The organism is Achromobacter anxifer, assembly GCF_903652925.1.
GTDB classification, from domain to species: Bacteria; Pseudomonadota; Gammaproteobacteria; order Burkholderiales; family Burkholderiaceae_B; genus Achromobacter; species Achromobacter anxifer.
The window spans coordinates 125,785-151,473 of the sequence record NZ_CAHLAR010000001.1; the positions used below are offsets into that span (position 1 = coordinate 125,785).

Annotated in this window: 25 protein-coding genes; 8 read left to right on the plus strand and 17 right to left on the minus strand. The window is 67.8% G+C overall.

The window, feature by feature from the left end:
• Window positions 1-116: 116 nt before the first annotated feature.
• Complete coding sequence (locus tag HWY37_RS00620; RefSeq protein ID WP_176087603.1) at window positions 117-836, minus strand: YggS family pyridoxal phosphate-dependent enzyme; 720 nt, start codon at window positions 834-836, stop codon at window positions 117-119.
• 199 nt (window positions 837-1,035) lie between these two features.
• On the opposite strand from HWY37_RS00620, the gene HWY37_RS00625 reads away from it, so the two are divergent.
• A complete protein-coding gene (locus HWY37_RS00625) occupies window positions 1,036-2,277 on the plus strand; it encodes an aminotransferase-like domain-containing protein (RefSeq protein ID WP_176087604.1) in 1,242 nt (413 codons plus the stop codon).
• 193 nt (window positions 2,278-2,470) lie between these two features.
• Window positions 2,471-3,487 (plus strand): amino acid ABC transporter substrate-binding protein, encoded by a 1,017-nt coding sequence (locus tag HWY37_RS00630; RefSeq protein WP_175209899.1) that lies wholly within the window; start codon window positions 2,471-2,473, stop codon window positions 3,485-3,487.
• Window positions 3,488-3,556: 69 nt separating this feature from the next.
• Here the strand turns inward: HWY37_RS00630 and HWY37_RS00635 are convergent, their stop codons facing one another.
• The 3 genes from HWY37_RS00635 to dprA form a co-directional block, all read right to left on the minus strand.
• Window positions 3,557-4,030 (minus strand): hypothetical protein, encoded by a 474-nt coding sequence (locus HWY37_RS00635; protein WP_175209954.1) that lies wholly within the window; start codon window positions 4,028-4,030, stop codon window positions 3,557-3,559.
• An 8-nt stretch (window positions 4,031-4,038) separates the two neighbouring features.
• Complete coding sequence (locus HWY37_RS00640; protein ID WP_175209897.1) at window positions 4,039-4,947, minus strand: hydroxymethylglutaryl-CoA lyase; 909 nt, start codon at window positions 4,945-4,947, stop codon at window positions 4,039-4,041.
• Window positions 4,948-5,049: 102 nt separating this feature from the next.
• Entirely contained in the window at window positions 5,050-6,162 is a 1,113-nt protein-coding gene (dprA, locus tag HWY37_RS00645; RefSeq protein ID WP_176087605.1) for a DNA-processing protein DprA, read from the minus strand.
• 216 nt (window positions 6,163-6,378) lie between these two features.
• On the opposite strand from dprA, the gene def reads away from it, so the two are divergent.
• Together def and fmt are read left to right on the plus strand one after the other, a co-directional pair.
• On the plus strand, window positions 6,379-6,891 hold the full coding sequence (gene def, locus HWY37_RS00650) for a peptide deformylase (RefSeq protein ID WP_175206970.1): 513 nt from the start codon (window positions 6,379-6,381) through the stop codon (window positions 6,889-6,891).
• 162 nt (window positions 6,892-7,053) lie between these two features.
• Window positions 7,054-7,995 carry a methionyl-tRNA formyltransferase gene (fmt, locus tag HWY37_RS00655; protein ID WP_176087606.1) on the plus strand — a complete coding sequence of 314 codons (942 nt, stop codon included), beginning with the start codon at window positions 7,054-7,056 and terminating at the stop codon, window positions 7,993-7,995.
• A gap of 43 nt (window positions 7,996-8,038) precedes the next feature.
• Here fmt and HWY37_RS00660 read toward each other — a convergent pair whose 3' ends face one another.
• Genes HWY37_RS00660 through HWY37_RS00675 form a run of 4 tightly spaced genes read right to left on the minus strand, consistent with a single transcriptional unit; the run spans window position 8,039 to window position 10,542 of the window.
• The gene (locus HWY37_RS00660) at window positions 8,039-8,665 is read right to left on the minus strand and encodes a pyridoxamine 5'-phosphate oxidase family protein (protein ID WP_175206972.1); all 627 of its coding nucleotides are present in this window, start codon (window positions 8,663-8,665) and stop codon (window positions 8,039-8,041) included.
• A 17-nt stretch (window positions 8,666-8,682) separates the two neighbouring features.
• Window positions 8,683-9,309 carry an HAD hydrolase-like protein gene (locus HWY37_RS00665; RefSeq protein ID WP_175206973.1) on the minus strand — a complete coding sequence of 209 codons (627 nt, stop codon included), beginning with the start codon at window positions 9,307-9,309 and terminating at the stop codon, window positions 8,683-8,685.
• 50 nt (window positions 9,310-9,359) lie between these two features.
• Window positions 9,360-9,926: a hypothetical protein gene (locus HWY37_RS00670; protein WP_175206974.1), complete on the minus strand. Its 567-nt coding sequence runs from the start codon at window positions 9,924-9,926 to the stop codon at window positions 9,360-9,362.
• 28 nt (window positions 9,927-9,954) lie between these two features.
• The gene (locus tag HWY37_RS00675; protein WP_175206975.1) at window positions 9,955-10,542 is read right to left on the minus strand and encodes an LOG family protein; all 588 of its coding nucleotides are present in this window, start codon (window positions 10,540-10,542) and stop codon (window positions 9,955-9,957) included.
• A 222-nt stretch (window positions 10,543-10,764) separates the two neighbouring features.
• On the opposite strand from HWY37_RS00675, the gene HWY37_RS00680 reads away from it, so the two are divergent.
• Window positions 10,765-11,325, plus strand: a complete 561-nt coding sequence (locus tag HWY37_RS00680) for a ferritin-like domain-containing protein (RefSeq protein ID WP_175206976.1) — start codon at window positions 10,765-10,767, stop codon at window positions 11,323-11,325.
• Here HWY37_RS00680 and HWY37_RS00685 read toward each other — a convergent pair.
• Window positions 11,322-11,717, minus strand: a complete 396-nt coding sequence (locus HWY37_RS00685) for a winged helix-turn-helix transcriptional regulator (RefSeq protein WP_175206977.1) — start codon at window positions 11,715-11,717, stop codon at window positions 11,322-11,324. The two genes, HWY37_RS00680 and HWY37_RS00685, sit on opposite strands and share 4 nt — an antisense overlap.
• Window positions 11,718-11,798: 81 nt before the next feature.
• Here HWY37_RS00685 and HWY37_RS00690 point away from each other — a divergent pair, with 81 nt between their 5' ends.
• On the plus strand, window positions 11,799-12,116 hold the full coding sequence (locus HWY37_RS00690; protein WP_175206978.1) for a DMT family transporter: 318 nt from the start codon (window positions 11,799-11,801) through the stop codon (window positions 12,114-12,116).
• Window positions 12,117-12,153: 37 nt separating this feature from the next.
• Here HWY37_RS00690 and rimO read toward each other — a convergent pair whose 3' ends face one another.
• From rimO to HWY37_RS00710, 4 genes are all read right to left on the minus strand, one after another.
• Window positions 12,154-13,491 carry a 30S ribosomal protein S12 methylthiotransferase RimO gene (gene rimO, locus HWY37_RS00695; RefSeq protein WP_217481291.1) on the minus strand — a complete coding sequence of 446 codons (1,338 nt, stop codon included), beginning with the start codon at window positions 13,489-13,491 and terminating at the stop codon, window positions 12,154-12,156.
• A 179-nt stretch (window positions 13,492-13,670) separates the two neighbouring features.
• Window positions 13,671-13,928 carry a helix-turn-helix domain-containing protein gene (locus tag HWY37_RS00700; RefSeq protein WP_175206979.1) on the minus strand — a complete coding sequence of 86 codons (258 nt, stop codon included), beginning with the start codon at window positions 13,926-13,928 and terminating at the stop codon, window positions 13,671-13,673.
• 240 nt (window positions 13,929-14,168) lie between these two features.
• Window positions 14,169-15,566: a heavy metal sensor histidine kinase gene (locus HWY37_RS00705; RefSeq protein WP_176087607.1), complete on the minus strand. Its 1,398-nt coding sequence runs from the start codon at window positions 15,564-15,566 to the stop codon at window positions 14,169-14,171.
• Complete coding sequence (locus HWY37_RS00710) at window positions 15,563-16,258, minus strand: heavy metal response regulator transcription factor (RefSeq protein WP_175206981.1); 696 nt, start codon at window positions 16,256-16,258, stop codon at window positions 15,563-15,565. Before HWY37_RS00710 ends, HWY37_RS00705 begins: the two co-directional genes overlap by 4 nt.
• 228 nt (window positions 16,259-16,486) lie before the next feature.
• Between HWY37_RS00710 and HWY37_RS00715 the strand changes: the two genes are divergently transcribed.
• Window positions 16,487-17,605: a glycosyltransferase family 4 protein gene (locus HWY37_RS00715; protein ID WP_175206982.1), complete on the plus strand. Its 1,119-nt coding sequence runs from the start codon at window positions 16,487-16,489 to the stop codon at window positions 17,603-17,605.
• Between the two features lie 81 nt (window positions 17,606-17,686).
• Here HWY37_RS00715 and HWY37_RS00720 read toward each other — a convergent pair whose 3' ends face one another.
• The 4 genes from HWY37_RS00720 to HWY37_RS00735 form a co-directional block, all read right to left on the minus strand.
• The gene (locus HWY37_RS00720; protein ID WP_176087608.1) at window positions 17,687-19,054 is read right to left on the minus strand and encodes an efflux transporter outer membrane subunit; all 1,368 of its coding nucleotides are present in this window, start codon (window positions 19,052-19,054) and stop codon (window positions 17,687-17,689) included.
• The gene (locus HWY37_RS00725; RefSeq protein ID WP_175206984.1) at window positions 19,051-22,140 is read right to left on the minus strand and encodes an efflux RND transporter permease subunit; all 3,090 of its coding nucleotides are present in this window, start codon (window positions 22,138-22,140) and stop codon (window positions 19,051-19,053) included. The genes HWY37_RS00720 and HWY37_RS00725 overlap by 4 nt, the downstream gene beginning before the upstream one ends.
• Window positions 22,127-23,335: an efflux RND transporter periplasmic adaptor subunit gene (locus HWY37_RS00730; protein WP_217706375.1), complete on the minus strand. Its 1,209-nt coding sequence runs from the start codon at window positions 23,333-23,335 to the stop codon at window positions 22,127-22,129. The genes HWY37_RS00725 and HWY37_RS00730 overlap by 14 nt, the downstream gene beginning before the upstream one ends.
• Window positions 23,336-23,602: 267 nt before the next feature.
• Window positions 23,603-24,235 (minus strand): LysE family translocator, encoded by a 633-nt coding sequence (locus HWY37_RS00735; RefSeq protein ID WP_176087609.1) that lies wholly within the window; start codon window positions 24,233-24,235, stop codon window positions 23,603-23,605.
• 93 nt (window positions 24,236-24,328) lie between these two features.
• On the opposite strand from HWY37_RS00735, the gene rsmB reads away from it, so the two are divergent.
• Complete coding sequence (gene rsmB / locus HWY37_RS00740) at window positions 24,329-25,666, plus strand: 16S rRNA (cytosine(967)-C(5))-methyltransferase RsmB (RefSeq protein WP_176087610.1); 1,338 nt, start codon at window positions 24,329-24,331, stop codon at window positions 25,664-25,666.
• Window positions 25,667-25,689: the final 23 nt, after the last annotated feature.

The following is a 25,689-nucleotide window of genomic DNA, read 5'->3' on the forward strand; positions in this document are numbered from 1 at the left end:
CGTGCGGGATTGATATGGGCCGGCGCCGCAGGGTGTGCGGAAGGCCTGTTATGCGCCGCTATTATGCCCCGCACGCCTGGCAATAAGCGGATGTTTTGCGTCCTGTTTTCAGCGGCTTATTGCGGATCGGGGTAGCTGCGGGCGCCGAAGATCGCCGAGCCGATGCGCACTTCGGTGGAGCCTTCCTCGATGGCAAGCTCGAAGTCCCCGCTCATGCCCATGGACAGCCGGTCCAGCGACACGCCCGGCAGATTGTCCTGGCGCAGCCGGTCGCGCAGCTCGCGCAAGGCGCGGAAGCAGGCGCGCACCTCATCGGGATCCGGCGAATTGATGGCCAGCGTCATCAGGCCCTGCACGCGCAGGGTGGGGTAGTCGGCCGCGATCCGGCGCAGGAACTCGGGCACGTCGGCGGGCGCCATGCCGTACTTGCTCGGCTCCGGCGAGGTCTTGACCTGCACCAGCACGTCAAGCGTGCGGCCCTCGTTGACCAGGCGGCGATGCAGGGCCTCGGCCAGGTCCAGCCGGTCCAGCGACTGCACTTCCGCAGCGTCGCGCGCGGCATCGCGGGCCTTGTTGGTCTGCAGATGGCCGATCAGCACCCATTGCAGGCCCAGGCCCGCCAGGGCCGCCGACTTCTGGCGGATCTCCTGTGTCTTGTTTTCGCCGTAGCGGGTCAGCCCCAGCGCCATGGCCTCGCGGATGGCGTCCAGGCCAAAGGTCTTGCTGACGGGCAGCAGCGCGACGCTGTCCGGGCTGCGGCCTGCGCGCGCGCAGGCGTCGGCGATGCGTTGCTGGATCTGGGCAAGGCGCCCGGCCATGGTGTCTACGGCGGTCATTCAGCTCTCTTGCTGGAACAGGATGTCCCATAGTGTAGGACTGCGCGGGATCGTTTCGCCACACGACCCGCGCGCGTCGTTGACCCTGCGTAATCGGCAGGCTTAGAATTTGAAGATATTTGTTTATATTTCAATGTTCTATGCCATCCGGCGCCGCCCCAGCGGGCGACACGGTTTCCCACCTTTCCAGTCTCCCGCCATGTCCACCGCAGCGCCCGAATACGCTTTCGCCACGCCCTTCCTCAATCCCCCCGCTTCCCCGATCCGATCGCTCATGCCGTATGCCTTGCGGCCCGGCACCATTTCGCTGGCCGGCGGCTACCCCGCGCAGGAACTGTTCGACGTGGAAGGCCTGTCGGTCGCCTCGACCCAGGTGCTGGCCCGCCTGGGCGCCTGCCTGCAATATTCGAACATCGACGGTCAGGCCAGCCTGCGCCACGAACTGGCGCGCCTGTCGGCCGAACGCGGCCTGCATTGCAACGCCGATACCGAGCTGGTCGTGACCGGCGGTTCGCAGCAGGCGCTGGCGCTGCTGACCCGCGTCATGCTGCAGCCGGGCGACCACGCCATCATCGAATCGCCCGCATTCCCCAATTCCGTGCAGGCGCTGCGTTACACGGGCGCAACGGTGCATACGGTGCAGTCGGGCCCCGAAGGCATCGACATCGACGCGCTGGATGAACTGGCCGGCCGCATCAAGCCCAAGATGGTCTGCGTGGTGGCATCGTTCTCCAATCCCTGCGGCGCGACGCTGACGCGCGAGCGCCGCCTGCGGCTGCTGGAACTGGCGGTCAAGCACCGCTTCCTGATCGTCGAGGACGATCCCTACAGTGAACTGCGCTTCGCCGGCGAGGCCGTGCCGCCCATCGCGGCGCTGGCCGAAGGCGAAGCCCGCCACTGGGCCGTGTACCTGGCCAGCATGTCCAAGACCATGGCGCCCGCGCTGCGCATCGGCTGGCTGGTGGCGCCGCCCGAAATCCGTCGCCGCTGCGTCAGCGCCAAGGCGGCCGACGACATGGCGTCGTCGGCCTGGATCCAGGAAGTGGTGGCCCAGTACCTGGCCAACGGCCGCTATGGCGAACACGTGCCGCGCATCCGCGCGGCCTATGGCCTGCGCTGCGACGCCATGGCCGAATCGCTGGCCCGCGAGCTCAATGGCCGCGTCACGTTCAGCAAGCCCGAGGGCGGCATGTTCTTCTGGGCCCGCCTGACCGGCGAGGTCGATGCCACGCGCCTCCTGCCCTATGCCATCGAGCATGAAGTCGTCTACGTGCCGGGCAAAGCCTTCTATGCCGACGCGGCGCAGGCCGACCTGCACGCCATGCGCATGTCGTTCGCCACCATGAACGAAAGCCAGATCGCGCAGGGCATGGTGCGCCTGGGCCGCGCGCTGGACGCCTGCGAGGCCAACCAGCCAGTCTCGATCTCGCTGGCCGCCTGATGCCGGATTGACGGCGCGCATCCGCCGCCGTCTTGCTTGTTGCTATGCTTTTTTGCCTGTCCGCTCCGGCGCTTGCGCGCCGGGGCGCGCATACCTAAATAAGCGCTTGTTATTTGGCTCGGGCGCTTCATGTCTATAAGCTTCTTGCCTCGGCGCGTCCCCGCGCCCGCAAAGCAGAACAGGAAACAAGGTCATGAACATTGCAAAAGGGTTGATCGGCGCGGCGCTGTTGGCGGCTGCGGCGCAAGGCGCGCAAGCGGCGACGCTGGACGTGGTGCGTCAGCGCGGCGCGGTGGCCTGCGGCACGACCACGGGCTTCGCGGGTTTCTCCGCGCCCGACGCGCAAGGCAAGTGGCAGGGGCTGGACGTGGACCTGTGCCGCGCCATCGCCGCGGCGGTCTTCGGCGACGCCGACAAGATCAAGGTGGTGCCGCTGAATTCGCAGCAGCGCTTCACCGCCCTGCAATCCGGCGAGGTGGACGTGCTGACGCGCAACACCACCGTGACGCAGCAGCGCGACACCGCGCTGGGCATCATCCACGCCGGCATCAACTTCTATGACGGTCAGGGCTTCCTGGTGCCGAAGTCCCTGGGCGTGAAGAGCGCCAAGGAAATCAACGGCGCCACCATCTGCCTGCAGACCGGCACGTCCAATGAAAACACGCTGGCCGACTGGGCGCGCGCCAACCACGTCAGCTACAAGCCGGTCGTGATCGAAACCTTCAACGAAGTCGTCAATGCGTTCGCCGCCGGCCGTTGCGACGTTTTCAGCACCGATGCCTCGGGCCTGGCCTCGATCCGCATCTCCAAGTTGCAGAACCCCGACGACTACGTGGTGCTGCCCGAGATCATCTCCAAGGAACCGCTGGGTCCGTTCGTGCGCCAGGGCGACGATGCCTGGCTGAATATCGTGCGCTGGTCGCTGTCGGCCATGATCGAGGCCGAAGAGTACGGCGTGTCGTCCGCCAACGTGGACGAGCAAACCAAGAGCGCCAACCCCAATATCAAGCGCATCCTGGGCGTTACGCCCGGCGGCGGCGCCAATCTGGGGCTGGACGAGAAGTGGGCCTACAACATCGTCAAGCAGGTCGGCAATTACGGCGAAAGCTTCGAGCGCAACGTGGGGCAGGGCAGCCCCTTGAAGATCAAGCGCGGCCTGAATGCGCAATGGACGCAGGGCGGCCTGATGTACGCGTTGCCGATACGGTGAGATCGTAGGATGGGGGGTGGCGCGGCACCCCCTGCGCAAGTCGCGCCCCTGCCCATCGCGCGCAACCCGTCAACCGCGCCGGTAAAGCTCCGCGATTTTCACGAATGCCGCGCGCAATTCCCGCGTGCCGCCCTGGAAGATCATGGGCCGGCCGCGGTGCGTGAACACCACCAATCGCTTGGAAAACAGCATGGGAACGAAGCGCGCGTAGCGCACGTCTTCCCAGGCGACTTCGCGGCGCATGAACCAGCTCTGGCGCAGGCCGCGCTCGTCGATGGTGGTGATGGACGTCTGCATGTGCCAGGACACGAACAACAGTCCCAGGAAGCACAGCGCCACCACCACGGCTAGCAAGGTATCGAAGGGTTGCGACGGCGCGCCGATGGCGGTGGTGACCACCTGCACGCCCAGCACCGCCAGGATCACCCAGGTCAGGATGCGGACCCAGTCGGGCCAGGCCTGGCCCGACAAGGGCAGCGGACCGATGGCCCGCAGCAGGGCCGCGTGGTCCTCGGGAGCGGGCGTGCTGGCCGGAGCGTTCATGCGGTCCGTCATGCCGCTCGCTTGGCGGCAATGGCGTTGCCGGCGCGGCTGGAGCCCTTGCGGTTCAGGTGGGCCGACATCCACTGGCCGATGTCGACCACGGCGTCGAAGTCCACGCCGGTGTCGATGTCCAGGCCGCGCAGCATGTACAGCACGTCTTCGGTGGCGACGTTGCCGGTGGCGCCCTTGGCGTACGGGCAGCCGCCCAGGCCGGCCACCGAGGTGTGGAAGATGGAGATGCCGGTTTCCAGCGCCGCCAGGATATTGGCCAGGGCCTGCCCATAGGTGTCGTGGAAGTGGCCGGAGATGCGCGCCGGATCGACGATGCGCGTCACCGCCGTCATCACTTCGCGCACCCGCTTGGGCGTGCCCACGCCGATGGTGTCGGCCACGTCGATCTCGTCGACCTGCATCGCCAGGTAGCGCTGCGCCACGTCCACCACCGATTCCACCGGCACTTCACCCTGGTACGGGCAGCCCAGCGCGCAGCTGATGCTGCCCCGCACGCGGATGCCGGCGGCGCGCGCCGCTTCCACCACGGGTTCGAAGCGCGCGATCGACTCGGCGATGGAACAGTTGATGTTCTTTTGCGAGAAGGCCTCGCTGGCGGCGCCGAAGATCACGATTTCATCGGCGCCTGCGGCCAGCGCGCCCTCGAAGCCCTTCATGTTGGGCGTCAGCACGGAATAGATCGTGCCGGGGCGGCGCTCGATGCGGGCCATGACTTCCGCGCCGTCGGCCATCTGCGGTACCCATTTGGGCGATACGAACGAGGCGGCTTCCACGTTGGGGAAACCTGCGGCGGCCAGGCGGTTGACCAGTTCCACCTTGATGTCGGTGGGCACGAATTCCTTTTCGTTCTGCAGACCGTCGCGGGGCGACACCTCGACGATCTTCACGCGGGAGGGCAAAGCCATGTCTTTTCCTGTCTCGGGATGGGGGCGGGCGCGGCAGGGCGCGGCGCTATCTGCACAATATTAGCGCCATCGGGCGCCGCGCTTTTGCGTGGGGACGCAACCCTAATTCAGACGTTGGTAGCGGCCGTCGTCCAGCCGCGCGATGCGGCCTTGCAGCTCCAGTTCGACCAGTTGCGTTTGCAGGTCGGCGGTGTCCAGGCCGCAGCGCGCCTGGATCGCGTCCAGGTGCAGGGGATCGTAGCCCAGCGCGTCCAGCACCGGATGGTCCGGCAAGGCGGGAGGGGCGGCCGGCCGGGCGCGCGCGTCCGGCATGGGGCCGCCGCCCAGTTCGTCGGTGATGTCCATGGCCGTTTCCACCAGCTTGGCGCCCTGGCGGATCAGTGCGTGGCAGCCGCGCGAAAGCGGCGAATGGATGGATCCGGGGATGGCGAAGACCTCGCGCCCGGCCTCGCCAGCCAGCCGGGCCGTGATCAGCGATCCGCTTTGCTTGGCGGCTTCGACCACCAGCACGCCGCGCGCCAGGCCCGCCACGATGCGGTTGCGTTTGGGAAAGTGCTGGGGCAGCGCGCCCGTGCCCAGCGGCAGCTCCGACACCAGCGCGCCATGCGCCGCGATGCGGTGCGCCAGGTCGCGGTGCCGCGCGGGGTAGATGCGGTCGATGCCGGTGCCCATGACGGCCACGGTGCCCGCGCCCTCGGGGCCCGCGTCCAGCGCGCCCTCGTGGGCCGCGCCGTCGATGCCCAGGGCCAGCCCGCTGATCACGCGCCAGCCGTGCGCGGCCAGGTGGCGGGCGAAGGCGCGGGCATTCTCCTGGCCGCCGGGCGTGGCGTTGCGCGCGCCCACCACCGCCAGCGACGGCCCCTGCAGAAAGGCAGGATCGCCGGCGACGTAGAGCAGGATGGGCGGGTCGGCGATGGTGAGCAGGCTTTGCGGATAGGTCGGGTCGGCCAGCGTCAGGATATGGCGGCCGGGCGCATCGACCCATTCCAGCGCGCTGTCGACCTGGGCCGCCATCTCGGCCGGCATGGGGGCGGCCAGTTGCCGCGCCAGCGCCTCGGGCAGATGGCGCGCCAGCGCGGCGGCGCGCTGGGCGTAGATCTGTTCCGGCAGGCCGAGCGCGCCCAGCAGGGTGCAGGCGGTGGCCGAGCCTATGTTCGGTTCCAGGGACAGGCGCAGCCAGGCGGCCAGTTCGGAGGGGGATTGCGTGAGCGGCATGGAGCGGGCGCGTAAGGGGCGTCGATGGTGCGAGAGTGTCGCATGCGGGGGCGCGGACGCGAGTTTTGGGGCGGACCGATTTGCGGCGCCGCGCCTGGCGGAAACAGGGAGACGTGGCAATCCCGCCAATCCTGGAATTAGCCGAAAACTATTAGAAATCAAGAGTCTAATGAATTAAACTCTTATGTAAACCTGACTACTGGCAATTCCCCCGCAATGGCTTTACTTCCTATCCTTCGTTACCCCGACCCGCGCCTGCATAAAAAGGCCAAGCCGGTCGCCGAGGTCGACGACCGTATCCGCCAACTGGTGCGCGACATGGCCGAAACCATGTACGACGCGCCCGGCGTGGGCCTGGCCGCGACCCAGGTCGACGTGCACGAGCGCGTCGTCGTGATCGACGTGTCCGAGGAAAGCAATCAGCTGCTGGTGCTGATCAATCCCGAGATCACCTGGCACAGCGACGACTACAAAATCTACGAAGAAGGCTGCCTGTCCGTGCCTGGCATCTACGACGATGTCGAGCGCGCGTCCCGTATCCGCTGCAAGGCGCTGGACATTGACGGCAAACCCTTCGAATTCGAGGCCGACGGCCTGCTGGCCGTGTGCGTGCAGCACGAGCTGGACCACCTGGAAGGCAAGGTGTTCGTGGAATACCTGTCCAACCTGAAGCAGAACCGCATCAAGACCAAGCTGAAAAAGGCCGAGCGCGAAGCGCTGAAGGCATAGAGGGAAACCCACCCCCTACCCGCTGACGCGGGCCCCCTCAAGGGGGGCGGCGCTGGCGGACCGGCGGAGCCGGATCCGCTGCGCCCCGGATTGACTGGCGTTTCTGGCTGCGGTGCGAATGCAATTCCCTGAGCCTCCGTTCCATTCTTTATTCATCCTCCCATGCGCCTAGTCTTTGCCGGCACGCCGGAATTCGCCCGTATCGCTTTTGACGCTCTGCGCGCCGCCGGCCATGAGATTCCTCTGGTCATGACCCAGCCCGACCGCCCGGCCGGGCGCGGGCTGAAGCTGACGCCCAGCCCCGTCAAGCAGGCGGCGCTGGAGGCCGGCATCGAAGTCGCCCAGCCGCGCAGCCTGCGCCTGGACGGCCGTTATCCCGAAGAGGCCGCGGAGGCCCAGGCGCTGTTGCAGCGCGTGGCCCCCGACGTGATGGTGGTGGCGGCCTATGGCCTGATCCTGCCGCAATGGGTGCTGGAACTGCCGCGCCTGGGCTGCCTGAACATCCACGCCAGCCTGCTGCCGCGCTGGCGCGGCGCGGCGCCCATCCAGCGCGCCATCGAAGCCGGCGACGCGCAGACCGGGGTGACCATCATGCAGATGGACCAGGGCCTGGACACGGGCGACATGCTGCTGGAACGCGTCGTGCCCATCGGCGGCGGCACCACGGCGGCGGAACTGCACGATGCGCTGGCGCTGGCGGGCGGCGAGGCCATCGTCGCGGCGCTGGAGGCCCTGGCCCAGGGCGGCCTGACCCCGCGCAAGCAGCCCGAGGCCGGCGTGACCTATGCCGCCAAGCTCGACAAGGCCGAGGGCGCGCTGGACTGCACCCAGCCGGCCGAACTGCTGGCGCGGCGCGTGCGCGCCTTCAATCCGGTGCCGGGCGCCAGCATCCGCCTGCCTGGACTGGCGGATCCGGTGAAGGTCTGGCGCGCGCAGGCGTTGGACCAGGCCACGACGGCCGCGCCCGGCAGCGTGCTGCGCGCCGATGCCGCGGGCATCGACATCGCGACCGGCAATGGCGTGCTGCGCCTGCTGGAATTGCAGAAGGCGGGCGGCAAGCGCCAGCCGGTGGACGTGTTCGCGCGCGGCTGGCAGCCGGCCTGAACCTGCCGGGGCCAAGTGGCCTCGGACGGCCCCGGATTCTCTTTCAATACAGGGTGCTGGCCACGCGGGCGGGCAGGTCGCGGTCGTAGGTGACGCCGTCGAAGGTGCCCGCCGTCAGGTCCGACAGGATGCGCCCGGCGCTGGGCAAGGCGCTGCGCGGCACCTGGGTCGCGGGATCCCACAGCCTGGAGCGCAGCAGGGCGCGCGAGCACTGGAAATACACGGTGTGCACGTCGACGACCAGCACCGAGCGCGGCAGCTTGCCGTCCATTTCGAAGCGGGCCAGCAGGGCAGGGTCCACGCTGATGCGCGCCGCGCCGTTGACGCGCAGGGTCTCGCCCACGCCGGGCACCAGGAACAGCAGCGCGACCCGCGGATCCGCCAGGATGTTGCGCAGGCTGTCGATGCGGTTGTTGCCGCGGCGGTCCGGCAGCAGCAGCGTCTTCTCGTCCTCCACCACCACGAAGCCGGCGGGATCGCCGCGCGGCGAGGCGTCCAGCCCGTCGGGGCCGGCGGTCGCCAGCATCGCGAACGGCGCGGCCTCGATGAAGGCGCGGTAGTGCGGGTGCACGTGGTCCACCTCCTTCTTGATGGAGGCTTCGCCGGGCTGGCCATACAACGCCTGCAAGGCGTCCGGGTCGGAGATCAGGTGGGCGGGATCGGTATGCATGGCGGTGGGGCTCGGGTTCAGGCCAGCGTCGCTGGCAGGTCGGCAACGGTCAGGAACAGCTCGTCGGGACTGCGCTCGCGCAGGGCCTCGACATGGTTATAGCCCCAGGCGACGGAGCCGACGCGCACGCCGGCCTTGCGGGCGGCGTCGATGTCGCGCATTTCGTCGCCCACCAGCAGGAAGCGCTCGGGGGCGGTGCCGTGCTGCTTGAGCAGGCGGTCGATCTTGGCGGACTTGCCGAACAGGTCGGTGCCGCATTCATAGTCGTCGAACAGGGCAGCGTTTTCCGCGCCCAGCACGCGCTGCACGTTCTCGATGGAGTTCGAGCTGACCACCGCCAGGCGCAGCCCGCCTGCTTTCAGGCGCGCCAGCGCCTCGGGGATGCCGTCGAACAGGTGCACGCTGGGATCGATCTCCTGCATCAGCGTGCGCACGTGCGCCATGATCGCAGGCAGCTTCCATAGCGGTATGCCCAGGTACTTGAGGATTTCGAAGGCGTCGCGGTGCCGCAGCTGGTCGCGTTCGGAGGCATCGATCTTGCGGAAGCCGTACTTGTCGGCCACCGTGTTCAGGATGGAATTGAACCAGGGCATGGTGTCCGCCAGGGTTCCATCGAAGTCGAAAGCGGCGATGTCGTATTTCAAGTCGCGGATCTCTACAGCCGGTTGATACTGAAAGCAGTCTGGTCCCGGCCCTAGACGCCGTGGGGATGCAGCAGGTAGTGCACGACGGGCGCCAGGCCTTCGAGCGGCGGCGCGCCGGCCACGACGCGGGCGGCGCTGGTCCAGGGATACTCCAGCGCCAGCAGCCAGCCGAACACCGCCTCGGCGTCGTGCGCGGGCAGGGTCACCATGGTTTCGATGGTGATGACGAGATGGCTGGCGCGATAGGGTTCGGCCTGGAATTCCCAGTCGTAGCGGCCACAGCCCACGCGGACATTGCCGCTGGCCTTTTCCGTCATGCCCACGATCCAGTCGCATTGGTAGCCGGGCAGGCGCGCCCCGGCCTCGGGCCGCGCCAGGTAGAACGTGTAGACGTTGTCGTAGGTCTGGCCGAACTTGCGCACCAGAGTGTCGGTGATGGCGGCCAGGCCGTGCGATTCGGGCGGGAAGGCGATGGCCTGCGTGCGCAAGGCCATCTTCAGCACCGCGTCCGGCGCGAACGCGCGCGCCATGTAGTGCGGGCGGTTCTCGTCCTTGGCGTGAAAGTAGTCGCGCAGGACGGATTCGGTGCTGGCGGGAGTCAATGCGTCGGTGGGCATTGCAGGGCTTCCGTGGAGGTGGGTGGCGTCAGGCCTTGATCTGTTCGAACCACTTCGAGACATTGGGCGGCTCGTACATGGCGTAGCGGTCCAGCAGCAGGGCCGGGTCTTCTTCCACCACCAGCATGTCGCGATGCTGGGGGCGGATGAATTCTTCCTCGACCGCATGGTCCACGAACTGGACCAGCGCGTCGTAGTAGCCGGCGATGTTCAGCAGGCCGCAGGGCTTCTGGTGCATGTTCAGTTGCGCCCAGGTCCAGACCTCGAAGAATTCTTCCAGCGTGCCCGCGCCGCCCGGCAGTGCGATGAAGCCGTCCGCCTTTTCCATCATCATGGCTTTGCGTTCGTGCATGCTCTGCACCAGATGCAGCTCGGTCAGGCCGCGGTGCGCCTGCTCCTTCTTCATCAGCAGTTCGGGAATCACGCCGATCACGCGGCCGCCGCCGGCCAGCACTTCATTGGCCACCACGCCCATGATGCCCACGACCGAACCGCCATACACCAGTCCCAGATCGCGCCGCACCAGTTCGCGGGCCAGCACGCGGGCCTGTTCGATGTAATCCGGCCGGGCGCCCGGGTTCGAGCCGCAATACACGCAAATGTTCTTCAGAGTCATAGAGATTCGGGTGATGCCTGTCCCGTTACAGATTGCGTCACGGGCTTTTGGGAAGCCCATAGTTTACGCAAGGTTGGAAATCGGCTCCGGCCGCGGCGGTTTTCGGGGGCAGGGGCAATGTTTGGACACAGCATGTTCCGCCACGATCGGTAGACTGGGTTGTTCGGAGAGACTGGAAGCCCAGTGTCGCAGTGCTTTCACTTAACCAAGAGGAGCCACGATATGGAACAAGCAACCCGTACCCCCAAGCAGGCCAGCCGTCCGTTCGACATGGACGTGAAAGCCATACGCGCCAAGGCGCGCAAGGACATCGAGTCCGGCGCCGTGACCGATACCTATCGCGCCGACCGGCAGACGGTCCTGAAGCTGCTGAACGAAGCGCTGGCCACCGAGATCGTCTGTGTGCTGCGCTACAAGCGCCACTACTTCATGGCGCGCGGGCTGAATGCGGAGCCGGTGGCCGCGGAATTCGCCGAACACGCCACGCAGGAGCAGGATCACGCGGACCGGCTGTCGGAGCGCATCGTGCAGCTTGGCGGCGAACCCGATCTGTCGCCCAAGACCCTGCTGGAACGCAGCCATTCCGAGTACGTTGAAGGCTCGTCGCTGATGGACATGATCAAGGAGAACCTGATCGCCGAGCGCATCGCCATCGACAGCTATCGCCAGATGATCGAATACATCGGCGAACAGGACACCACCACGCGCCGCCTGCTGGAAGAGATCCTGGCCGTGGAAGAAGAGCACGCCGACGACATGTCGGACTTCCTGGCCAAGCGCTAGCGCGCGCGGCGCGCCGCCTGGGCGTCATGGCGGCGCGCTGCCGCGTCCAGCGCCGCGTGGTGCGTTTCGGCCCAGCGGTCCAGGGCAATCAACGCCACGTTCAGGGATGCCCCCAATTCGCTCAGGCGATAGCTGACGTGCGGTGGCACGGTGCCCAGGTCCTCGCGCAGCACCAGGCCTTGGCGCTCCAGTTCCCGCAGCGTCTGTGTCATGACCTTCTGCGAAATCCCGTCCAGCTTGCGCAGCAGCTCGTTGTTGCGCAAGGGGCCGTGTTCGAGCGCGGGCAGGATCAGCGGCACCCACTTGCCGGCAATCAGTTCCAGGGCGCGGCGCGATGGACACGCGGCGTCGAACACGTCGCCCGAGGGCTGGGCGGAGGATGGCTTTTTCATGGTTACCAAAAGGTGCGTACTTGTCCTTAGGTAACTATAGTCTCTAAGCTAGCCGTTCCCTAGCCCTGGCAGGAGGCCGAGATGGCCTGGTTGATTCTGGTCGCCGCGAGCGCGGTGGAAATCGTGATGGCGCTGGCCCTGAAGTACGCGGACGGCTGGACGCGTTTCTGGCCCAGCGTGATCGGCATCGCCGCCGCGCTGGGCAGCGTGTTCCTGCTGACGCTGGCCATGAAGCACCTGCCCGCGGGCACGGCCTACGCCATCTGGACCGGCATCGGGTCCGTGGGCATTACCGTGCTGGGCATCATGCTGTTCGGGGATTCGCCGTCCGCCGCCCGCCTGTTGTGCATCGCGATGATCGTGGGCGGAGTGGCGGGGCTGAAGCTGCTGGAAGCCTGAAGGGCGCGCGCGGCGGGCGCCGCGCGCGGGACCGCGTTCAGATCGCGTCGGCCCAGAGGTCGTATTCGTCGGAATCGGTGACGCGGACGCGCACCAGGTCGCCCGCCTTCAGGGGCTTGTCCGAGCTGACGTAGACGCAGCCGTCGATCTCGGGCGCGTCGGCGCTGCTGCGACCCACGGCGCCGTCCTCGTCCACTTCGTCGATCAGCACGTCGATCTCGCGGCCCACCTTCCTGGCCAGGCGGGCGGCGGAGATCGATTGCTGCAGCTCCATGAAGCGTTCCCAGCGTTCCTGCTTGACCTCGTCCGGCACCGGATTGTCCAGCAGGTTCGCCGGCGCGCCTTCCACCGGCGAATATTGGAAACAGCCCACGCGGTCCAGCTGCGCTTCCTGCATCCAGTCCAGCAGGTACTGGAAGTCTTCCTCGGTTTCGCCGGGGAAGCCGACGATGAAGGTCGAGCGTATCGTCAGGTCCGGGCAGATTTCGCGCCAGCGCTTGATGCGGGCCAAGGTCTTGTCCTCGAAGGCAGGACGCTTCATGGCCTTCAGGATGCGCGGGCTGGCGTGCTGGAACGGGATGTCCAGGTACGGCAGGATCTTGCCTTCGGCCATCAGCGGAATCACTTCATCCACGTGCGGGTACGGATACACGTAGTGCAGGCGCGTCCAAACGCCCATTTCGGACAAGGCCATACAGAGCTCGGTCATGCGGGTCTTCACCGGACGGCCGTTCCAGAAGCCGCTGCGGTACTTCACATCCACGCCATAGGCGCTGGTGTCCTGCGAGATCACCAGCAGTTCCTTGACGCCGGCCTTGACCAGGCGCTCGGCCTCGCTCAGCACGTCGCCCACCGGCCGGCTGACCAGGTTGCCGCGCATCGACGGGATGATGCAGAAGCTGCAGCGGTGATTACAGCCTTCCGAGATCTTCAGGTAGGCGTAGTGGCGCGGCGTGAGCTTGATGCCTTGCGGCGGCACCAGGTCCAGGTAGGGATTGTGGTCCTTCTTGGGCGGCGCGGCCTCGTGCACCGCGCGCACCACCTCTTCATATTGCTGCGGACCGGTCACGGCCAGCACGCTCGGGTGCACGTCGCGGATCACCGATTCCTCGACGCCCATGCAGCCGGTCACGATGACCTTGCCGTTCTCGGCGATGGCTTCGCCGATGGCGTCCAGCGATTCCGCCTTGGCGCTGTCGATGAAGCCGCAGGTATTGACGACGACCACGTCCGCATCGTTGTACTCGGGCGTGACTTCATACCCTTCGGTGCGCAGTTGGGTCAGGATGCGTTCGGAGTCGACCAGGGCCTTGGGGCAGCCCAGGGAAACGAAGCCCACGCGCGGGGTCCGGCCGGCAGCGTTGGCGGCGGCGATGGTGTCGGCCAGGGTTGAGGCGGCGGACGCGTTCGCGTCAGCGTTGTTGGCCTTGCCGGGGCCTTTGCCAGGCCGGGAGGTTTCGAGGATTTCCAATGTAGTTCACCAAAAAATCGCGCGGGGAGCGGTTTGCGCGGCGGATGTGTTGTTCGTGTCGGGAGCAGCCGGGGCGGCAGGCTTCAGGATTCAGCGTGCCCGTCGGCGCGCCACGGGGGCAGTTCCCGCAGGGTCTCGGGGTGCAGCATCGCCACCTGCAGCAGGGTCTTCGCCGCGCCCGAGGGAGTGCGGCGACCTTGTTCCCAATCTTGCAGAGTGCGTACGCTCACGCCCAGCAGTTCAGCGAAATCCGTCTGCGGCAAGCCCACGCGGCTGCGCGCTTCGCTGATATGCGACGCGTGCCATCCTGCGCTGCGCGCTGTCGGGGCAGCATTCTTCATAGCTCTTCAAAAGTCGGGTGGCGCCTGTGCATGGCGTCCCGGAAGGGGCTGGCCATGATGACGGCGTAGGCGAACCGTGGATTATACGGCATTGCCGTAGGTCAATCGGGGGCGGTCATCCAATCGCCAGCCGGACCGGTTTTCCAACCCGCGCCTCCTTGGTCGATAGGTTTCCAGATAACCCCATCGAGCAGGCGTTGGGTTTTCCTCCCGCTTGGCAAAAGCCGCCCGGTTGGCTACCTACCGCCCCTGCCCAACAGGCATCGTATCCGGCCGGCTCGCCATCGTGAATCCGAAGGTGTTGACGCCATTCTCGCTGCGCACGAACACGTCGCCCTGGTGGATGGAGGCGATGGCCTTGACGATGGCCAGGCCCAGGCCGTGGTGCTTGTTGCTGCCGCTGCGCGCCGATTCCGCGCGGAAAAAGCGTTCGAACAGGCGCGGCAGGACTTGAGGGTCGATGGGGGTGCCGCGATTGGCGACGCGGACATAGGCATACCCATCCTGTTCTTCCAGCTCCACCTTGATCCCGGTCTGGGCAGTGGCATAGCAGGCGGCGTTTTCAAGCAGGTTGGCCAGCGCCCGGTGGAACAGCCGGCGGTCCACGCGGGCGTGGGCGTCGCCTTCCATGTCCACCGTCAATTCCTTTTCCACGAACAGCGGCTCAAGGTATTCGGCGGTCTTGGCGGCTTCCTCCCGTAGCGACACGTCGCCGAGGTCCATGGCCATGCGGCCGACCTGGGCATGCGACAGGAACAGCATGTCGTTGACGATGGAAGCCATGCGCTCCAGTTCTTCCAGGTTGGACTGGAGCAGCTCCTTGAATTCCTGCTCGTCGCGGCATACGGCCAGGCCGAGCTGCGTCTGGCCGATGAGGTTGGTCAGTGGCGTGCGCAGTTCGTGCGCCACGTCGGCGTTGAAGCTCTCAAGCTGGCGCCAGGCCACTTCCTGCCGTTCCAGCACGCCGTTGAACGAAACCGCGAGATCCTTGATCTCGGTAGGCAGGTGCCGGGTGTCCAGCCGCTGGCCCGTGTTTCCGGGCGCCAGCCCGTGCGCCTGGCCGCCCAGGCGCCTGACGGGCCAGAGCCCCAGCCGCGCGATGCCATAGCCCAGGAACGCCACCAGCAAGGCGCCGGCGACCGAGATCGCGATCAGCACGTTGGTGAAGTCGCCCAGCGTCTTCATGTAGGGCGTGGAATCCAGCGCGACGACCAGCCGCACTTCGGGGCGGTTGCCGTTGGGGGGAAAGGTAGTGACGAGCGCGTTCAGCGGGCAGCAGCCCCGGGCCCCGGGCAGCACTGAAAAGCCGTCCGGCACCTTGTTCCACGCCACCCCCTCGGGGGAGGGGCCGCCATAGCGGTAGAGCGGGTCCGCGCTCACGATCCAGTGCTGCGCGTCCGGCTTGTCGTCGGGCGCCAGGGCATCGAGCTTGGACACGACCTTGTGCCAGGACACGGGGTCGCTGCGCGACATCACCAGCGGATCCAGGAACGAGTGGCGCAGTTCCAGTTCGTCCTGCATCTGTTGCTGCAGGGACTGCTTCAGGGACCCTTGCAGCAGCACGGCGCAGACCGAGACGATCAGCGCCACCGACAGGGCGAACATCAACGCCAGGCGCGTCGAGATGGAGGAGTTCATGGCGGGTCGATGGCGTCGCTGCGGCTTTCGAGCAGATAGCCCATGCCCCTGACGGTGTGCAGCAGCTTTTTCTCGTAGGGCGCGTCCACCTTCAGGCGCAGCCGCCGCATCGCGACTTCGACCACGTTGGCGTCGCTGTCGAAGTTCATGTCCCAGACCTGCTCGGCAATCATCAGTTTGGACAGGATCTCGCCCTGATGCCGCAGCAGCAGGCTGAGCAGGGCGAATTCCTTGGCGGTCAGGTCCAGCCGCTGGCCGGCGCGGGTGGCGCGGCGCGCCATCATGTCGACCTGCAGGTCGTCCACCTGCAGCATGGCCATATCGGCGCCCGCGCCGCCGCGGCGGCGCAACAGCGCCTGGATCCGCGCCACCAGTTCGGTGAAGGAGAACGGCTTGGGCAGATAGTCGTCCGCGCCATGGCGCAGGCCCTTGACCCGTTCGTCGACCGAGCCGCGGGCCGAGAGCATCAGCACCGGCGTCTGCTTGCGCGCGCGCAGCAGCCCCAGCAGCGCGTAGCCGTCCTGGCCGGGCAGCATGACGTCCAGGATGATGCCGTCGTAGTCGTGCTCCAGGGCCAGGAACAGGCCTTCCGTCCCGTCGCCGGAAACATCCACGGTGTAGCCCAGGCCGGTCAGCCCGCGCTTGATGTACGACGCCGTCTTGGGCTCGTCTTCCACTACCAGCAGGCGCATTCGTTCCCCTCGCTGTCTTTCTGCAATTGTGCGCGGCCGCCTCACTATAGAGCGCCGCCACCGTCTTCAACATGACCCGAAACTGACGAAATTGTCAGGAAGCGCTCTTGTCAGCCGGAAGACATGTTCGTGTCAGAAGCGGGTCACGCTTTGGACAGGTGCTCCTGTCTAGAGTTGCCGCATGGACATTTTGCGGCGGCCGCGTCACACGCGCGGCGTGGGGCACTCATGAAGATCCTCTACACCAACTATCACAAGGGCGATGGCGGCGGGCACACCACTTATCTTGTCACGCTCATCCGGCACCTGGGAAGACAGCATAGCGTGACGCTGGCCGTGCCGTCCTCCAGCCGGCTGTACAGCGAATCAGGGCTGGCGGACTTCAGCCGCAACGTGGCGGTGGAGTTCTCCAGCCGCGTCTGGCATACGCCGGCGGTGGTCGCGCGATTGGCGGAAGTCATGGAGGCCGAAAAATTCGACATCGTGCACGTCAACGGCTCCCTGGACCATCGCAGCGTGATGCTGGCCAGGATGCGCCTGCGCGGACGCCGACCGCGGGTGGTCTACACCAAGCACGACAACCATGAGATATCCGGGCTGGGGCCGTTCCTGCGCGCCAGCATGGCGACCGATCATGTCATCGCGGTCTGCGACGACTCCACGCGCAAGTTGTTGGAGTCGTCCTATGCCCGGTGCCCCATCAGCACGGTCAAGAACGGCGTGGACACGGTCCGCTACCAGCCGCGCCCGCCCTCGGAGTGCGCGGCCTTGCGCGCCGCCTGGCCGGTCGATACCGCGGGCCGCCTGGTCATCGGTAGCAACGCCGGCACCGCCAGCTACAAGAACTGGTTGAACATGGTTGAAGGCGTCGCGCTGCTGCCGGAAGCGCTGCGCCGCCAGGTGCTTGTGGCCGTTGCCGGCCAACCGCCAAGCATCGAGCAGCAGGCCCGCATCCTGGAGCTGGGCATGGAAAGCCAGGTCTATTACGCCGGCCTGCTGTCCGACGTGCGGCCCTTCGTGGCGGCCTTCGATCTGGGGTTTGTGCTGTCCACCCGTATCGAGACCATCTCGTTCGCGTGCCGGGAAATGATGGCGATGGGCAAGCCCGTCATGGTGAGCCGCTACGCGGGGCTGCCCGAGAACATCGACGACGGCGTGGACGGCTGGGTGGTCGAGCCTTCTTCGCCCCGCAGCATCGCGCAATGCCTCGAGCGCATCATCCCGCAACGTCACAGGCTCGCAGCCATGGGCCAGGACGCGCGCGCCAAGAGCGTGGCCAAGTTCGGCGTCGACACCTTCGTCGCGCAGACGCTGGCCGTGTATGAGGATCTGCTGGCCTCTCCCTGATTGATGGACATGACCGTTTGTCGCCGTTTGTCGCCGTTGGCCGGCGTTGCGTGCACGCATGCGCAACGCCGGCTTTTTTTTTCAACTGGCGCCGGCGCCGCGCAACTCTCTACCCGCGCCCAGCGTGCGGTAGATGTCCACCCAGCGCAGCGCCACGTCGGTGGTCGCGCTGGATAGGGTGCGTTCGATGTCATAGGCGCTGCGCTGCGCGTCCAGCACTTCCAGCAGCGACACCATGCCGGCTTCGTACTGCCTGCGCGCCAGGTCCGCCGCTGTTTGCGCGGCGGCCGCGGCGGCGTTCAGCCGCGTCTGGCGCTGCATGGACTGGCCGTAGGCGTGGATGCTGGTCTGGCTTTCGCGAAAGGCGGCGCGCAGGGCCGACTCGTAGGCCAGGCGGCTCTGCGCCAGCCTGGCGTCGGCGCTTTCGATGCGGGCCCGGATGGCGCCGAAATCGAACAGGGGTTGCAGCAGCTGCATGCCGAGGGACCAGGATGGGCTGCTGACGCCGCTGTCGAAGCCGCCGAGGCCGCCCAGCGTCAGTTGGGGATAGCGCGCGGCCCGTTCCGCCGCCAGTTCGCCGCCGGCGGCAGCCATGCGCCTTTCGGCGGCGCGCACGTCCGGCCGCCAGCGCAAGGTTTCGGCCGGCATGGCGAGCAGGGCGCGGGCGGCATCCTGCCGCGGCACCCGCGGCCGTTCCGGTCCCAGTTCCAGCAAGCGGTCGATGACCGCGGCGTCGGTGGCCAGCAGGTAGGCGAGCGCGTAGCGGGCACTGGCGATTTGCTGCTGCGCCACCGGGATTTCGGCCAGGGTGGATTCATGCTCGGCCAGCATGCGTTCGGCGTCCAGCCGGTTGGCCATGCCCAGCCGCCGCCGGGCTTCGACCAGTTGCAGGGTGCGTCCGATCACCTCGCCGGTTTGCTGCGCCAGTTGCGCCTGCTGCTGCGCCAGGCGCAATTGCAGGTAGGCCACGGCCACTTCCGCCATCAGGCTCAGCCGCAGCGCCTCGTAGTCATGCACGGCGGCCTGCACCTGGGCGCCGACGGCGTCGCGCTGGGCCCGCAGCCGGCCGAACAGGTCGATCTCCCAGGCCAGGTCCAATCCGTACCAGGAAGCGGGTTCGACGCCCGAGGCGCGCTGCGCGTTGGCTCCCGCGTTCAAGGTCGGATAGAGCGCGGCGCCGGCCAGGCGGCGCTGCGCACGCTGTTCCCGGATGCGTTCGGCAGCCATGGCCAGGTCCAGGTTCGATGCCAGCACCTGTTCGAGCAGGCGGTCCAGCGCCGGGTCTTCGAATCCTTCCCACCAGCGCAAGGGCATGCCGGCATGGGCCAGCAGCGCGTCGGCGGACGGGCCCAGGTCTTGCGCGGAGGGTTCCGGCGGCACGGCGGAGCAGCCGGCCAGCAGGGCCGCCGCGATGATGGCCGCAGCTGTTTTCAAGCGTTTCTTCTTCATGCCTGCGGACTCTTGGTCAATGCTTGCGGGGCCGGCGTCCTGTCGCGCAGGAACAGGCGGTTCAACGCCAGGAACACCACCGGGGTGGTCAACAAGGTCAGCAGCTGGCTGATGGCCAGTCCGCCCACGATGGCGACGCCCAGCGGTTCGCGCAGTTCCGCGCCGGTGCCGAACGCCAGCATCAGCGGCACGGCGCCTAGCGCCGCCGCCAGGGTGGTCATCATGATCGGACGGAACCGCACCAGGCAGGCTTCGCGCATGGCCTGTTGCGGCGAGAGGCCGCGTTCGCGCTGTGCCTGCAAGGCGAAGTCCACCAGCAGGATGCCGTTCTTCTTGACGATACCGATCAGCAGGATCAGGCCGATCAGCGCCATGACCGAGAAATCCAGACCCCAAAGCCAGAGGAACAGGATGGCGCCGAGCCCGGCCGACGGCAGCGTGGACAGGATCGCCAGCGGATGCACGAAGCTCTCGTAGAGCACACCCAGGATGATGTACACGGCCAGCAGCGCCGCCAGGATCAGCCAGGGCTGGCTGGCGAGAGAGTCCTGGAAGGCTTGCGCCGCGCCCTGGAACGTGCCGGTCACGTTCGCCGGCATGGCCAGCGTTTCGCGCAGCTGTTCCAGGCGCTGCACCGCCGCGCCCAGCGCCACGCCGGGCGGCAGGTTGAAGGACAGGTTGGCGGCGGGCAGCAGCGAATCGTGCACGATGACCGCGGGCCCGCGCACCGGCTCTTCGAGCCGCGCGAAGCTCAGCAGCGGCACCATCTCTCCGGTCAGGGGCGAGCGCAGCTGGAAGTACGCGAGGCTGTCGGCCGTGCCGCGCTGGTGGCGGTCGATCTCCAGCACCACGTAGTACTGGTTGGCTTCGGTCTGGATCTGATTGACCTGGCGCTGGCCGAACGCGTCGTACAAGGCATTGTCCACGTCGCTGGCGCTGAATCCGTAGCGCGCCGCGGTCGCGCGATCCACCGTCAGTCTTGTGATCTGGGCGTCCCATTGCAGATCGTGCGAGGCATCGCGGAACAGCGGGTCGCGCTGCATGGCCGCGGTCAGCTTTTCCGCCCACTCGGCCAGTTGCCCGCTGTCCTGGGCGCGCATCACGTAGAGGTATTGGGCGCGCGGCTGGCCGGCGCCGATGTTGATGTCCTGCGCGGCGCGCAGGAACACCTGGATGCCGGGTATCTGCGCGAACTTGGGCCTCAGCCGGTCGATGATCTGGCTGGCGCTGGCATCGCGGTCGCCCGGGTCGCTCAGTACCAGCCAGATGCGGCCGTTGCCCAGCGTGGCCGAGCCGCCCACGGCATGGTTCACGCCCACGATGTCCGGGTCGGCCTGGACGATGGCCTCGATCTGCTTGTGCTTGGCCTCCATGTCCTCGTACGAAATATCGGAGGCTGCGCGCGTCACGCCGATGATGAAGCCCGTGTCCTGCAGCGGGAAGAAGCCCTTGGGGATCGCCACGAAGCTGGCGATGCTGGCAAGCACGGTCAGCAGGAAGGACAGCAGCGTGATGCGCTGGTGCGCCAGCACCCAGTCCAGCGCGCGCGTGTAGAGCCGCAACAGGCGGCCCGGCGCAGGCGTCGCGGCGCCGTGATGCTGCGGCTTCATGAACAGGCTGGCCAGCGTGGGCGCGAGCGTCAGGCAGACGATCAGGGAAATCATGATGGCCGCCGTGGTGGTCAGCGCGAATTCGCTGAACAGCCGGCCGACGATGCCCTCCATGAACAGCAGCGGGATGAAGGCGGCCACGAGCGACACGCTGATGGACATGACGGTGAAGCCGATTTCCCGCGTGCCGCGCAAGGCCGCCTCGCGCATGCCGGCGCCGGCTTCTAGGTGGCGGTGGATGTTTTCGATGACCACGATGGCGTCGTCGACGATGAAGCCCACCGCCACCACGATCGCCACCAGCGTCAGGTTGTTCAGGCTGAACCCGGCCAGCGACATCAGCGCGAACGTCGCCACCAGCGACACGCCCAGCACCGAGGCCACGATCAGCGTCGCCGACGTCTGCCGCAGGAACGCCGCCATGACGGCGATCACCAGGACGATGGCGATGGCCAGGGTCAGCTGTACCTCGTGCAGGGAGGAGCGGATGGTGCGGGTGCGGTCGTTGTAGATTTCCACCGCCACGTCCGCCGGCAGCGCCGCCTGCAGCGCGGGCAGCGCCTGGGTGATGCGGTCCACGGTGGCGATGATGTTGGCGCCGGGCTGGCGCCGGATGATCAGCACCACGCCCGGCTTGCCGCCCGGCCAGACGCCGGTGTAGTCGTCTTCGGCGCCATGTTCCACCGAGGCCACGTCGCGCAGCAGCACGGGTTCGCCTTCGCGGTAGCCGATGATCAGCTCGCCGTACTCCGCGGGGTCGAACAGCTGGTCGTTCACCGCCAGCGTGGCGACGCGGTCCGCGCTGAACAAGGCGCCCTTGGGCAGGTTCACGCTGTTGCGCTGGATCGCTTCGCGCACGTCCTGCAGGGTGCTGCGGGTGGCGGCCAGGGCCTCCGGATTGGCGCGTATCCGTATCGCCGGCCGGCGCAGCCCGGTCAGGGATATCTGGCCCACGCCTTCCACCTGGCTCAGCTGGCGCGACAGCACGGTTTCCACCTGGTCGCTCAGTTCGGTCAGGGACAGCGTCTCCGACGTGACGCTGAGGATCAGGATGGGGCTGTCGGCGGGATTCACCTTGCGCCAGGTCGGCAGGTTGGGCAGGTCGGCGGGCAGCCGGCCCGCCGCCGTGTTGATGGCGGCCTGGATTTCCTGGGCCGCCACGTCGATGTTCTTTTCCAGGGAGAACTGCAGCGTCAGCGTGGTGGTCCCGATGGAGCTGGACGAGGTCATTTCGGTCACACCGGGAATCGCGCTGAACTGCACCTCCAGCGGCGTGGCGACCGATGAGGCCATGGTCTGGGCGCTGGCCCCGGGCAGCCGCGCCTCGACCTGGATCGTGGGGAAGTCCACCTCGGGCAGCGGCGCCACGGGCAGGCGGAAGTAGGCGAGCACGCCCAGCAGCACGGTGGCCAGCGTCAGCAGCACCGTGCCCACGGGGTGCGCGATGCACCAGGCGTAGAGGCTAGGGCGCTGCATCGTCGCCCGCCTTTGCCGCGCCTGCGGCAGCCAGCCGGGATTGCCCGGATGCGTCTTCCGCGGCTTCCGCGCGCACGCGCGCGCCGGGATACAGCCGCGAGGCGCCGTCCACCACGACGGATGCGTCTTGCGCCAGGCCGTCCACCACCGCCCATTCGTCGGTGGCGTACCGCAGCTGTACCGGCACGGGCTGCGTCGTGGCGTCGTCCACGCGCCAGACGAACCGGCCGTTCTCGCCGCGCTGCACGGCCTTGGCCGGGACCACCAGCACGTCGTTCATGACTTGCAGCGCCACCGTCGCCACCACAGATTGCCCGGGCCAGAGCCGGCCTTGCGGATTGTCGAACAGCGCCTTCAGGCGCACGGTGCCGCTGGCCGCGGAAACCTGGTTGTCGATCAGGCTCAGGCGTCCCTGCGCCAGCAGGTCGCCGCCGTCGCTGGCATAGGCCTGCACCGGCACCGGGGCGGTCCCGGCCAGCGCCTCGCGGATGCGCGGGAGCAGGGATTGGGGCAGGGAGATCTCCACCGAGATCGGGTCCATCTGGACGACGGTGAACAGTACCTGCGCCTCGGCCGTGCGCAGCACGTTGCCCGCATGCAGCCGCTGGATGCCGACACGGCCGTTCAGCGGCGAGCGGATCTCGGTATGCGACAGCAGGACCTGCTGGGTCTGCACGGCGGCCTCCAGGTTGCGCGCCGACGCGTCCAGTTCGCTCACCCTTGCCGCCTGCTGTTCCAGCACCTGCGTGGACACGGCCTCTTCCTTGCGCAGGCTGCGATAACGCGCCAGGTCCAGCCGCGCGACCCGCAATTGCGCCACGGCCATGGCGTGCTGCGCCCGCGCCTGCGCCAGCGCGGAGACGATCAGCCGGTCGTCGATGCGGGCCAGCACGTCGCCGGTGCCGACGGTCATGCCCTCGCGGGCCACGACCTCGTCCAGCACGCCGTCGACCTGGCTGCGCACGTCGACGCTGCGCAGAGAGCGGACATCGCCGGGCGCCCGGTGCAGCATCGGCACCTCGGCGCGCTGTTCGACGGTTGCGGTCCGCACCGGAATCAGCGGCCTTTCGGCCAGCGCCGCCGCGCCGGTGTCGTCCGGCCACCATAAATAGGCGGCGAATGCGGCCGCGGCGGCAAGCAAGGCCGTGGTCGCCATCACCCGTGGGCGGGTGTAGAGCTGGGTGGGGGACATCATGGTCGTGTGGCCCTGGTAGCAAAGGTGGAACGCTGGCGCGGCCGGTCGCGGCGCGGCGCGTGGCGGGCGCTGCGCCGCGCTCGGCGGCTTGATGAGGGCACTCTAAAGAACCCACCCTGTCCCAGGGCTGACGCTTTGCTGACGCGGAAATGACCGAGCTGTATTTGCCGCGCGCGGCGGGGATCCGCCGGGCGGCGGACGCCGGCGGGGTTATGTGTCCCTTAATTGATGCCCGCGGCGGGGCTCAGTGGATGCGCAGAGCGGGGCTCAGGGCGCGCTGCGGCGGTAGAGCGCCAGGGGCGCCGCCAGCCCGATCAGCAGGCCGCCGCAGACGCGGTTCAGCCAGCGCAGGCCGGCGCCCTGGAAGGCGCGCACCATCTGCGCGCCCAGCGCCGCGTAGGCCAGCATCACGGCGATGTTCATCAGCGCCATCACGCCGGCCAGCACGGCGTACTGGGCGAACAGGGGCGCGGCCGGGTTGATGAACTGGGGCAGGAAGGCGGACATGAACAGCAGCGCCTTGGGATTGGTCAGCGCCACGGCGAAGCTGCGCAGGCCCAGCGCCAGGCCGGCGGGGCGCGGGGCGTCCGGCTGGGCGGACGGCATGACCAGCGCCGCGTCCGAGCGCAGCATCTTCCAGCCCAGATAGGCCAGATAGGCCGCGCCCACCCATTTGATGAGCTGGAAGGCGATTTCGGAGGCCGCCAGCACCACGCCCAGGCCCGAGGCCACCGCGCCGATCAGGATCAGGTCGGCCAGCACCGCGCCGCCCATGCCCCAGCAGGCCGCGCGCACGCCGTGGCGCGAACCGTTGCTCATGGCGAGCAGGACGGTGGGGCCCGGCGTGACGATGGTGACGGCCGAGGCCAGGACGAAGAGCAGCAGCGTGGCAAGGGTCATGAGGGGGCTCCGTGGCAGGGGCCAGTGTGCCGTGGCCGGCGCCGTTCGTCCAGGTCCGGCTACCATAGCGGTCTTATCTCCTGAATTTGCACCATGTCCACGCGTTCCGACTCCCCCAATCTGGCCCCTCCGCTGTCTTCCGTCCTGCTTTCCAGCGCGGAGGTGGTCGAGGGCGTGCTGGAAGGCCGTTCTCTGACGGACGCGCTGGCCGACGTCGAGTCGTCCCTGCGGCCGGCCACGCAGGCCGTGTCGTTCCATGCCATGCGCTACCTGGGCTGGGCCGACGCCGTGGGCCGCGAAATGGTGCAGCGCTATCCCAGCGTGCTGTTCGAATCCCTGCTGCTGGTCTCGCTGACCCTGCTGAAGGAAGAGGGCGATGCCGCCGCGGCCCTGCCGGGCATGCCGGTCTACGCGGCCCACACGGTGGTGGACCAGGCGGTGACGGGCGCCTCCCGCAGCCGCAGCCTGGCTTCCTTTAAAGGCATGCTCAACGCCTGCCTGCGCCGTTTCCTGCGCGAGCGGGCGGCGCTTGAAGCGGCGGTCGCGGACAGTCCGGAAGCCCAATGGAACCACCCCGGCTGGTGGGTCAAGCAGCTGAGCGTGGCCTATCCGCAGCAATGGCGCGAGATCCTGGCGTCGGCCAATCTGCCCGCGCCGCTGACCTTGCGCGTCAACCGCCGCCGTGCCAGCCGCGAGCAGGTGCTGGCCGCCTTCCAGGCCGCCGGCCTGGCGGCCGAGCCCGTGGGCCAGTCCGGCCTGGTGCTGGGCACGCCCAAGCCCGTGACGCAATTGCCCGGCTTTGCCGAGGGCTGGTGGTCGGTGCAGGATGCCGGCGCGCAATTGGCCGCTGAATTGCTGGCGCCCGCCGATGGCATGCGGGTGCTGGACGCCTGCTCGGCGCCCGGCGGCAAGACCGCGCATCTGCTGGAACTGGCCGACATCGACCTGCTGGCCCTGGACGCCGACGCCGACCGGCTGGCGCGGGTCGGCCAGAATCTGGACCGGCTGGGATTGGCAAGCAAGCGTGTCGAGTTGAAAGCGGCCGATGCCGCCGACCTGGACGCCTGGTGGGACGGCAAGCCGTTCGACGCGGTGCTGGCCGACGTGCCCTGCACGGCCTCGGGCATCGTGCGCCGCCATCCCGACATCCGCTGGCTGCGCCGCGAGAACGACGTGCGGCGCACGGCCACGCTGCAGGCCAAAATCCTGGACGCGCTCTGGCGCACCGTGGCGCCGGGCGGCCGGCTGCTGTATGTGACCTGCTCGATCTTCCCGATCGAGGGCACGCGCCAGGCGCTGGAGTTCCTGCAGCGCCATCCCGAGGCGACGCGGCTGGACGCGCCGGGCCAGTTGCTGCCAGTTGCGGTCGATGCAACACCGGCGGCACAGCATGACGGGTTTTTCTACGCCTTGTTTGCCAAGCAGTCCTGAATCGCCAAGAATAGGGGGCATGA

What these genes read in the sequence shown, in the direction of transcription:
- HWY37_RS00620 (WP_176087603.1), bottom strand. Translation starts at nt 836, where the DNA reads ATGACCGCCGTAGACACCATGGCCGGGCGCCTTGCCCAGATCCAGCAA.
- HWY37_RS00625 (WP_176087604.1), top strand. Translation starts at nt 1,036, where the DNA reads ATGTCCACCGCAGCGCCCGAATACGCTTTCGCCACGCCCTTCCTCAAT.
- HWY37_RS00630 (WP_175209899.1), top strand. Translation starts at nt 2,471, where the DNA reads ATGAACATTGCAAAAGGGTTGATCGGCGCGGCGCTGTTGGCGGCTGCG.
- HWY37_RS00635 (WP_175209954.1), bottom strand. Translation starts at nt 4,030, where the DNA reads ATGAACGCTCCGGCCAGCACGCCCGCTCCCGAGGACCACGCGGCCCTG.
- HWY37_RS00640 (WP_175209897.1), bottom strand. Translation starts at nt 4,947, where the DNA reads ATGGCTTTGCCCTCCCGCGTGAAGATCGTCGAGGTGTCGCCCCGCGAC.
- dprA (WP_176087605.1), bottom strand. Translation starts at nt 6,162, where the DNA reads ATGCCGCTCACGCAATCCCCCTCCGAACTGGCCGCCTGGCTGCGCCTG.
- def (WP_175206970.1), top strand. Translation starts at nt 6,379, where the DNA reads ATGGCTTTACTTCCTATCCTTCGTTACCCCGACCCGCGCCTGCATAAA.
- fmt (WP_176087606.1), top strand. Translation starts at nt 7,054, where the DNA reads ATGCGCCTAGTCTTTGCCGGCACGCCGGAATTCGCCCGTATCGCTTTT.
- HWY37_RS00660 (WP_175206972.1), bottom strand. Translation starts at nt 8,665, where the DNA reads ATGCATACCGATCCCGCCCACCTGATCTCCGACCCGGACGCCTTGCAG.
- HWY37_RS00670 (WP_175206974.1), bottom strand. Translation starts at nt 9,926, where the DNA reads ATGCCCACCGACGCATTGACTCCCGCCAGCACCGAATCCGTCCTGCGC.
- HWY37_RS00675 (WP_175206975.1), bottom strand. Translation starts at nt 10,542, where the DNA reads ATGACTCTGAAGAACATTTGCGTGTATTGCGGCTCGAACCCGGGCGCC.
- HWY37_RS00680 (WP_175206976.1), top strand. Translation starts at nt 10,765, where the DNA reads ATGGAACAAGCAACCCGTACCCCCAAGCAGGCCAGCCGTCCGTTCGAC.
- HWY37_RS00685 (WP_175206977.1), bottom strand. Translation starts at nt 11,717, where the DNA reads ATGAAAAAGCCATCCTCCGCCCAGCCCTCGGGCGACGTGTTCGACGCC.
- HWY37_RS00690 (WP_175206978.1), top strand. Translation starts at nt 11,799, where the DNA reads ATGGCCTGGTTGATTCTGGTCGCCGCGAGCGCGGTGGAAATCGTGATG.
- HWY37_RS00700 (WP_175206979.1), bottom strand. Translation starts at nt 13,928, where the DNA reads ATGAAGAATGCTGCCCCGACAGCGCGCAGCGCAGGATGGCACGCGTCG.
- HWY37_RS00705 (WP_176087607.1), bottom strand. Translation starts at nt 15,566, where the DNA reads ATGAACTCCTCCATCTCGACGCGCCTGGCGTTGATGTTCGCCCTGTCG.
- HWY37_RS00710 (WP_175206981.1), bottom strand. Translation starts at nt 16,258, where the DNA reads ATGCGCCTGCTGGTAGTGGAAGACGAGCCCAAGACGGCGTCGTACATC.
- HWY37_RS00715 (WP_175206982.1), top strand. Translation starts at nt 16,487, where the DNA reads ATGAAGATCCTCTACACCAACTATCACAAGGGCGATGGCGGCGGGCAC.
- HWY37_RS00720 (WP_176087608.1), bottom strand. Translation starts at nt 19,054, where the DNA reads ATGAAGAAGAAACGCTTGAAAACAGCTGCGGCCATCATCGCGGCGGCC.
- HWY37_RS00725 (WP_175206984.1), bottom strand. Translation starts at nt 22,140, where the DNA reads ATGCAGCGCCCTAGCCTCTACGCCTGGTGCATCGCGCACCCCGTGGGC.
- HWY37_RS00730 (WP_217706375.1), bottom strand. Translation starts at nt 23,335, where the DNA reads ATGATGTCCCCCACCCAGCTCTACACCCGCCCACGGGTGATGGCGACC.
- HWY37_RS00735 (WP_176087609.1), bottom strand. Translation starts at nt 24,235, where the DNA reads ATGACCCTTGCCACGCTGCTGCTCTTCGTCCTGGCCTCGGCCGTCACC.
- rsmB (WP_176087610.1), top strand. Translation starts at nt 24,329, where the DNA reads ATGTCCACGCGTTCCGACTCCCCCAATCTGGCCCCTCCGCTGTCTTCC.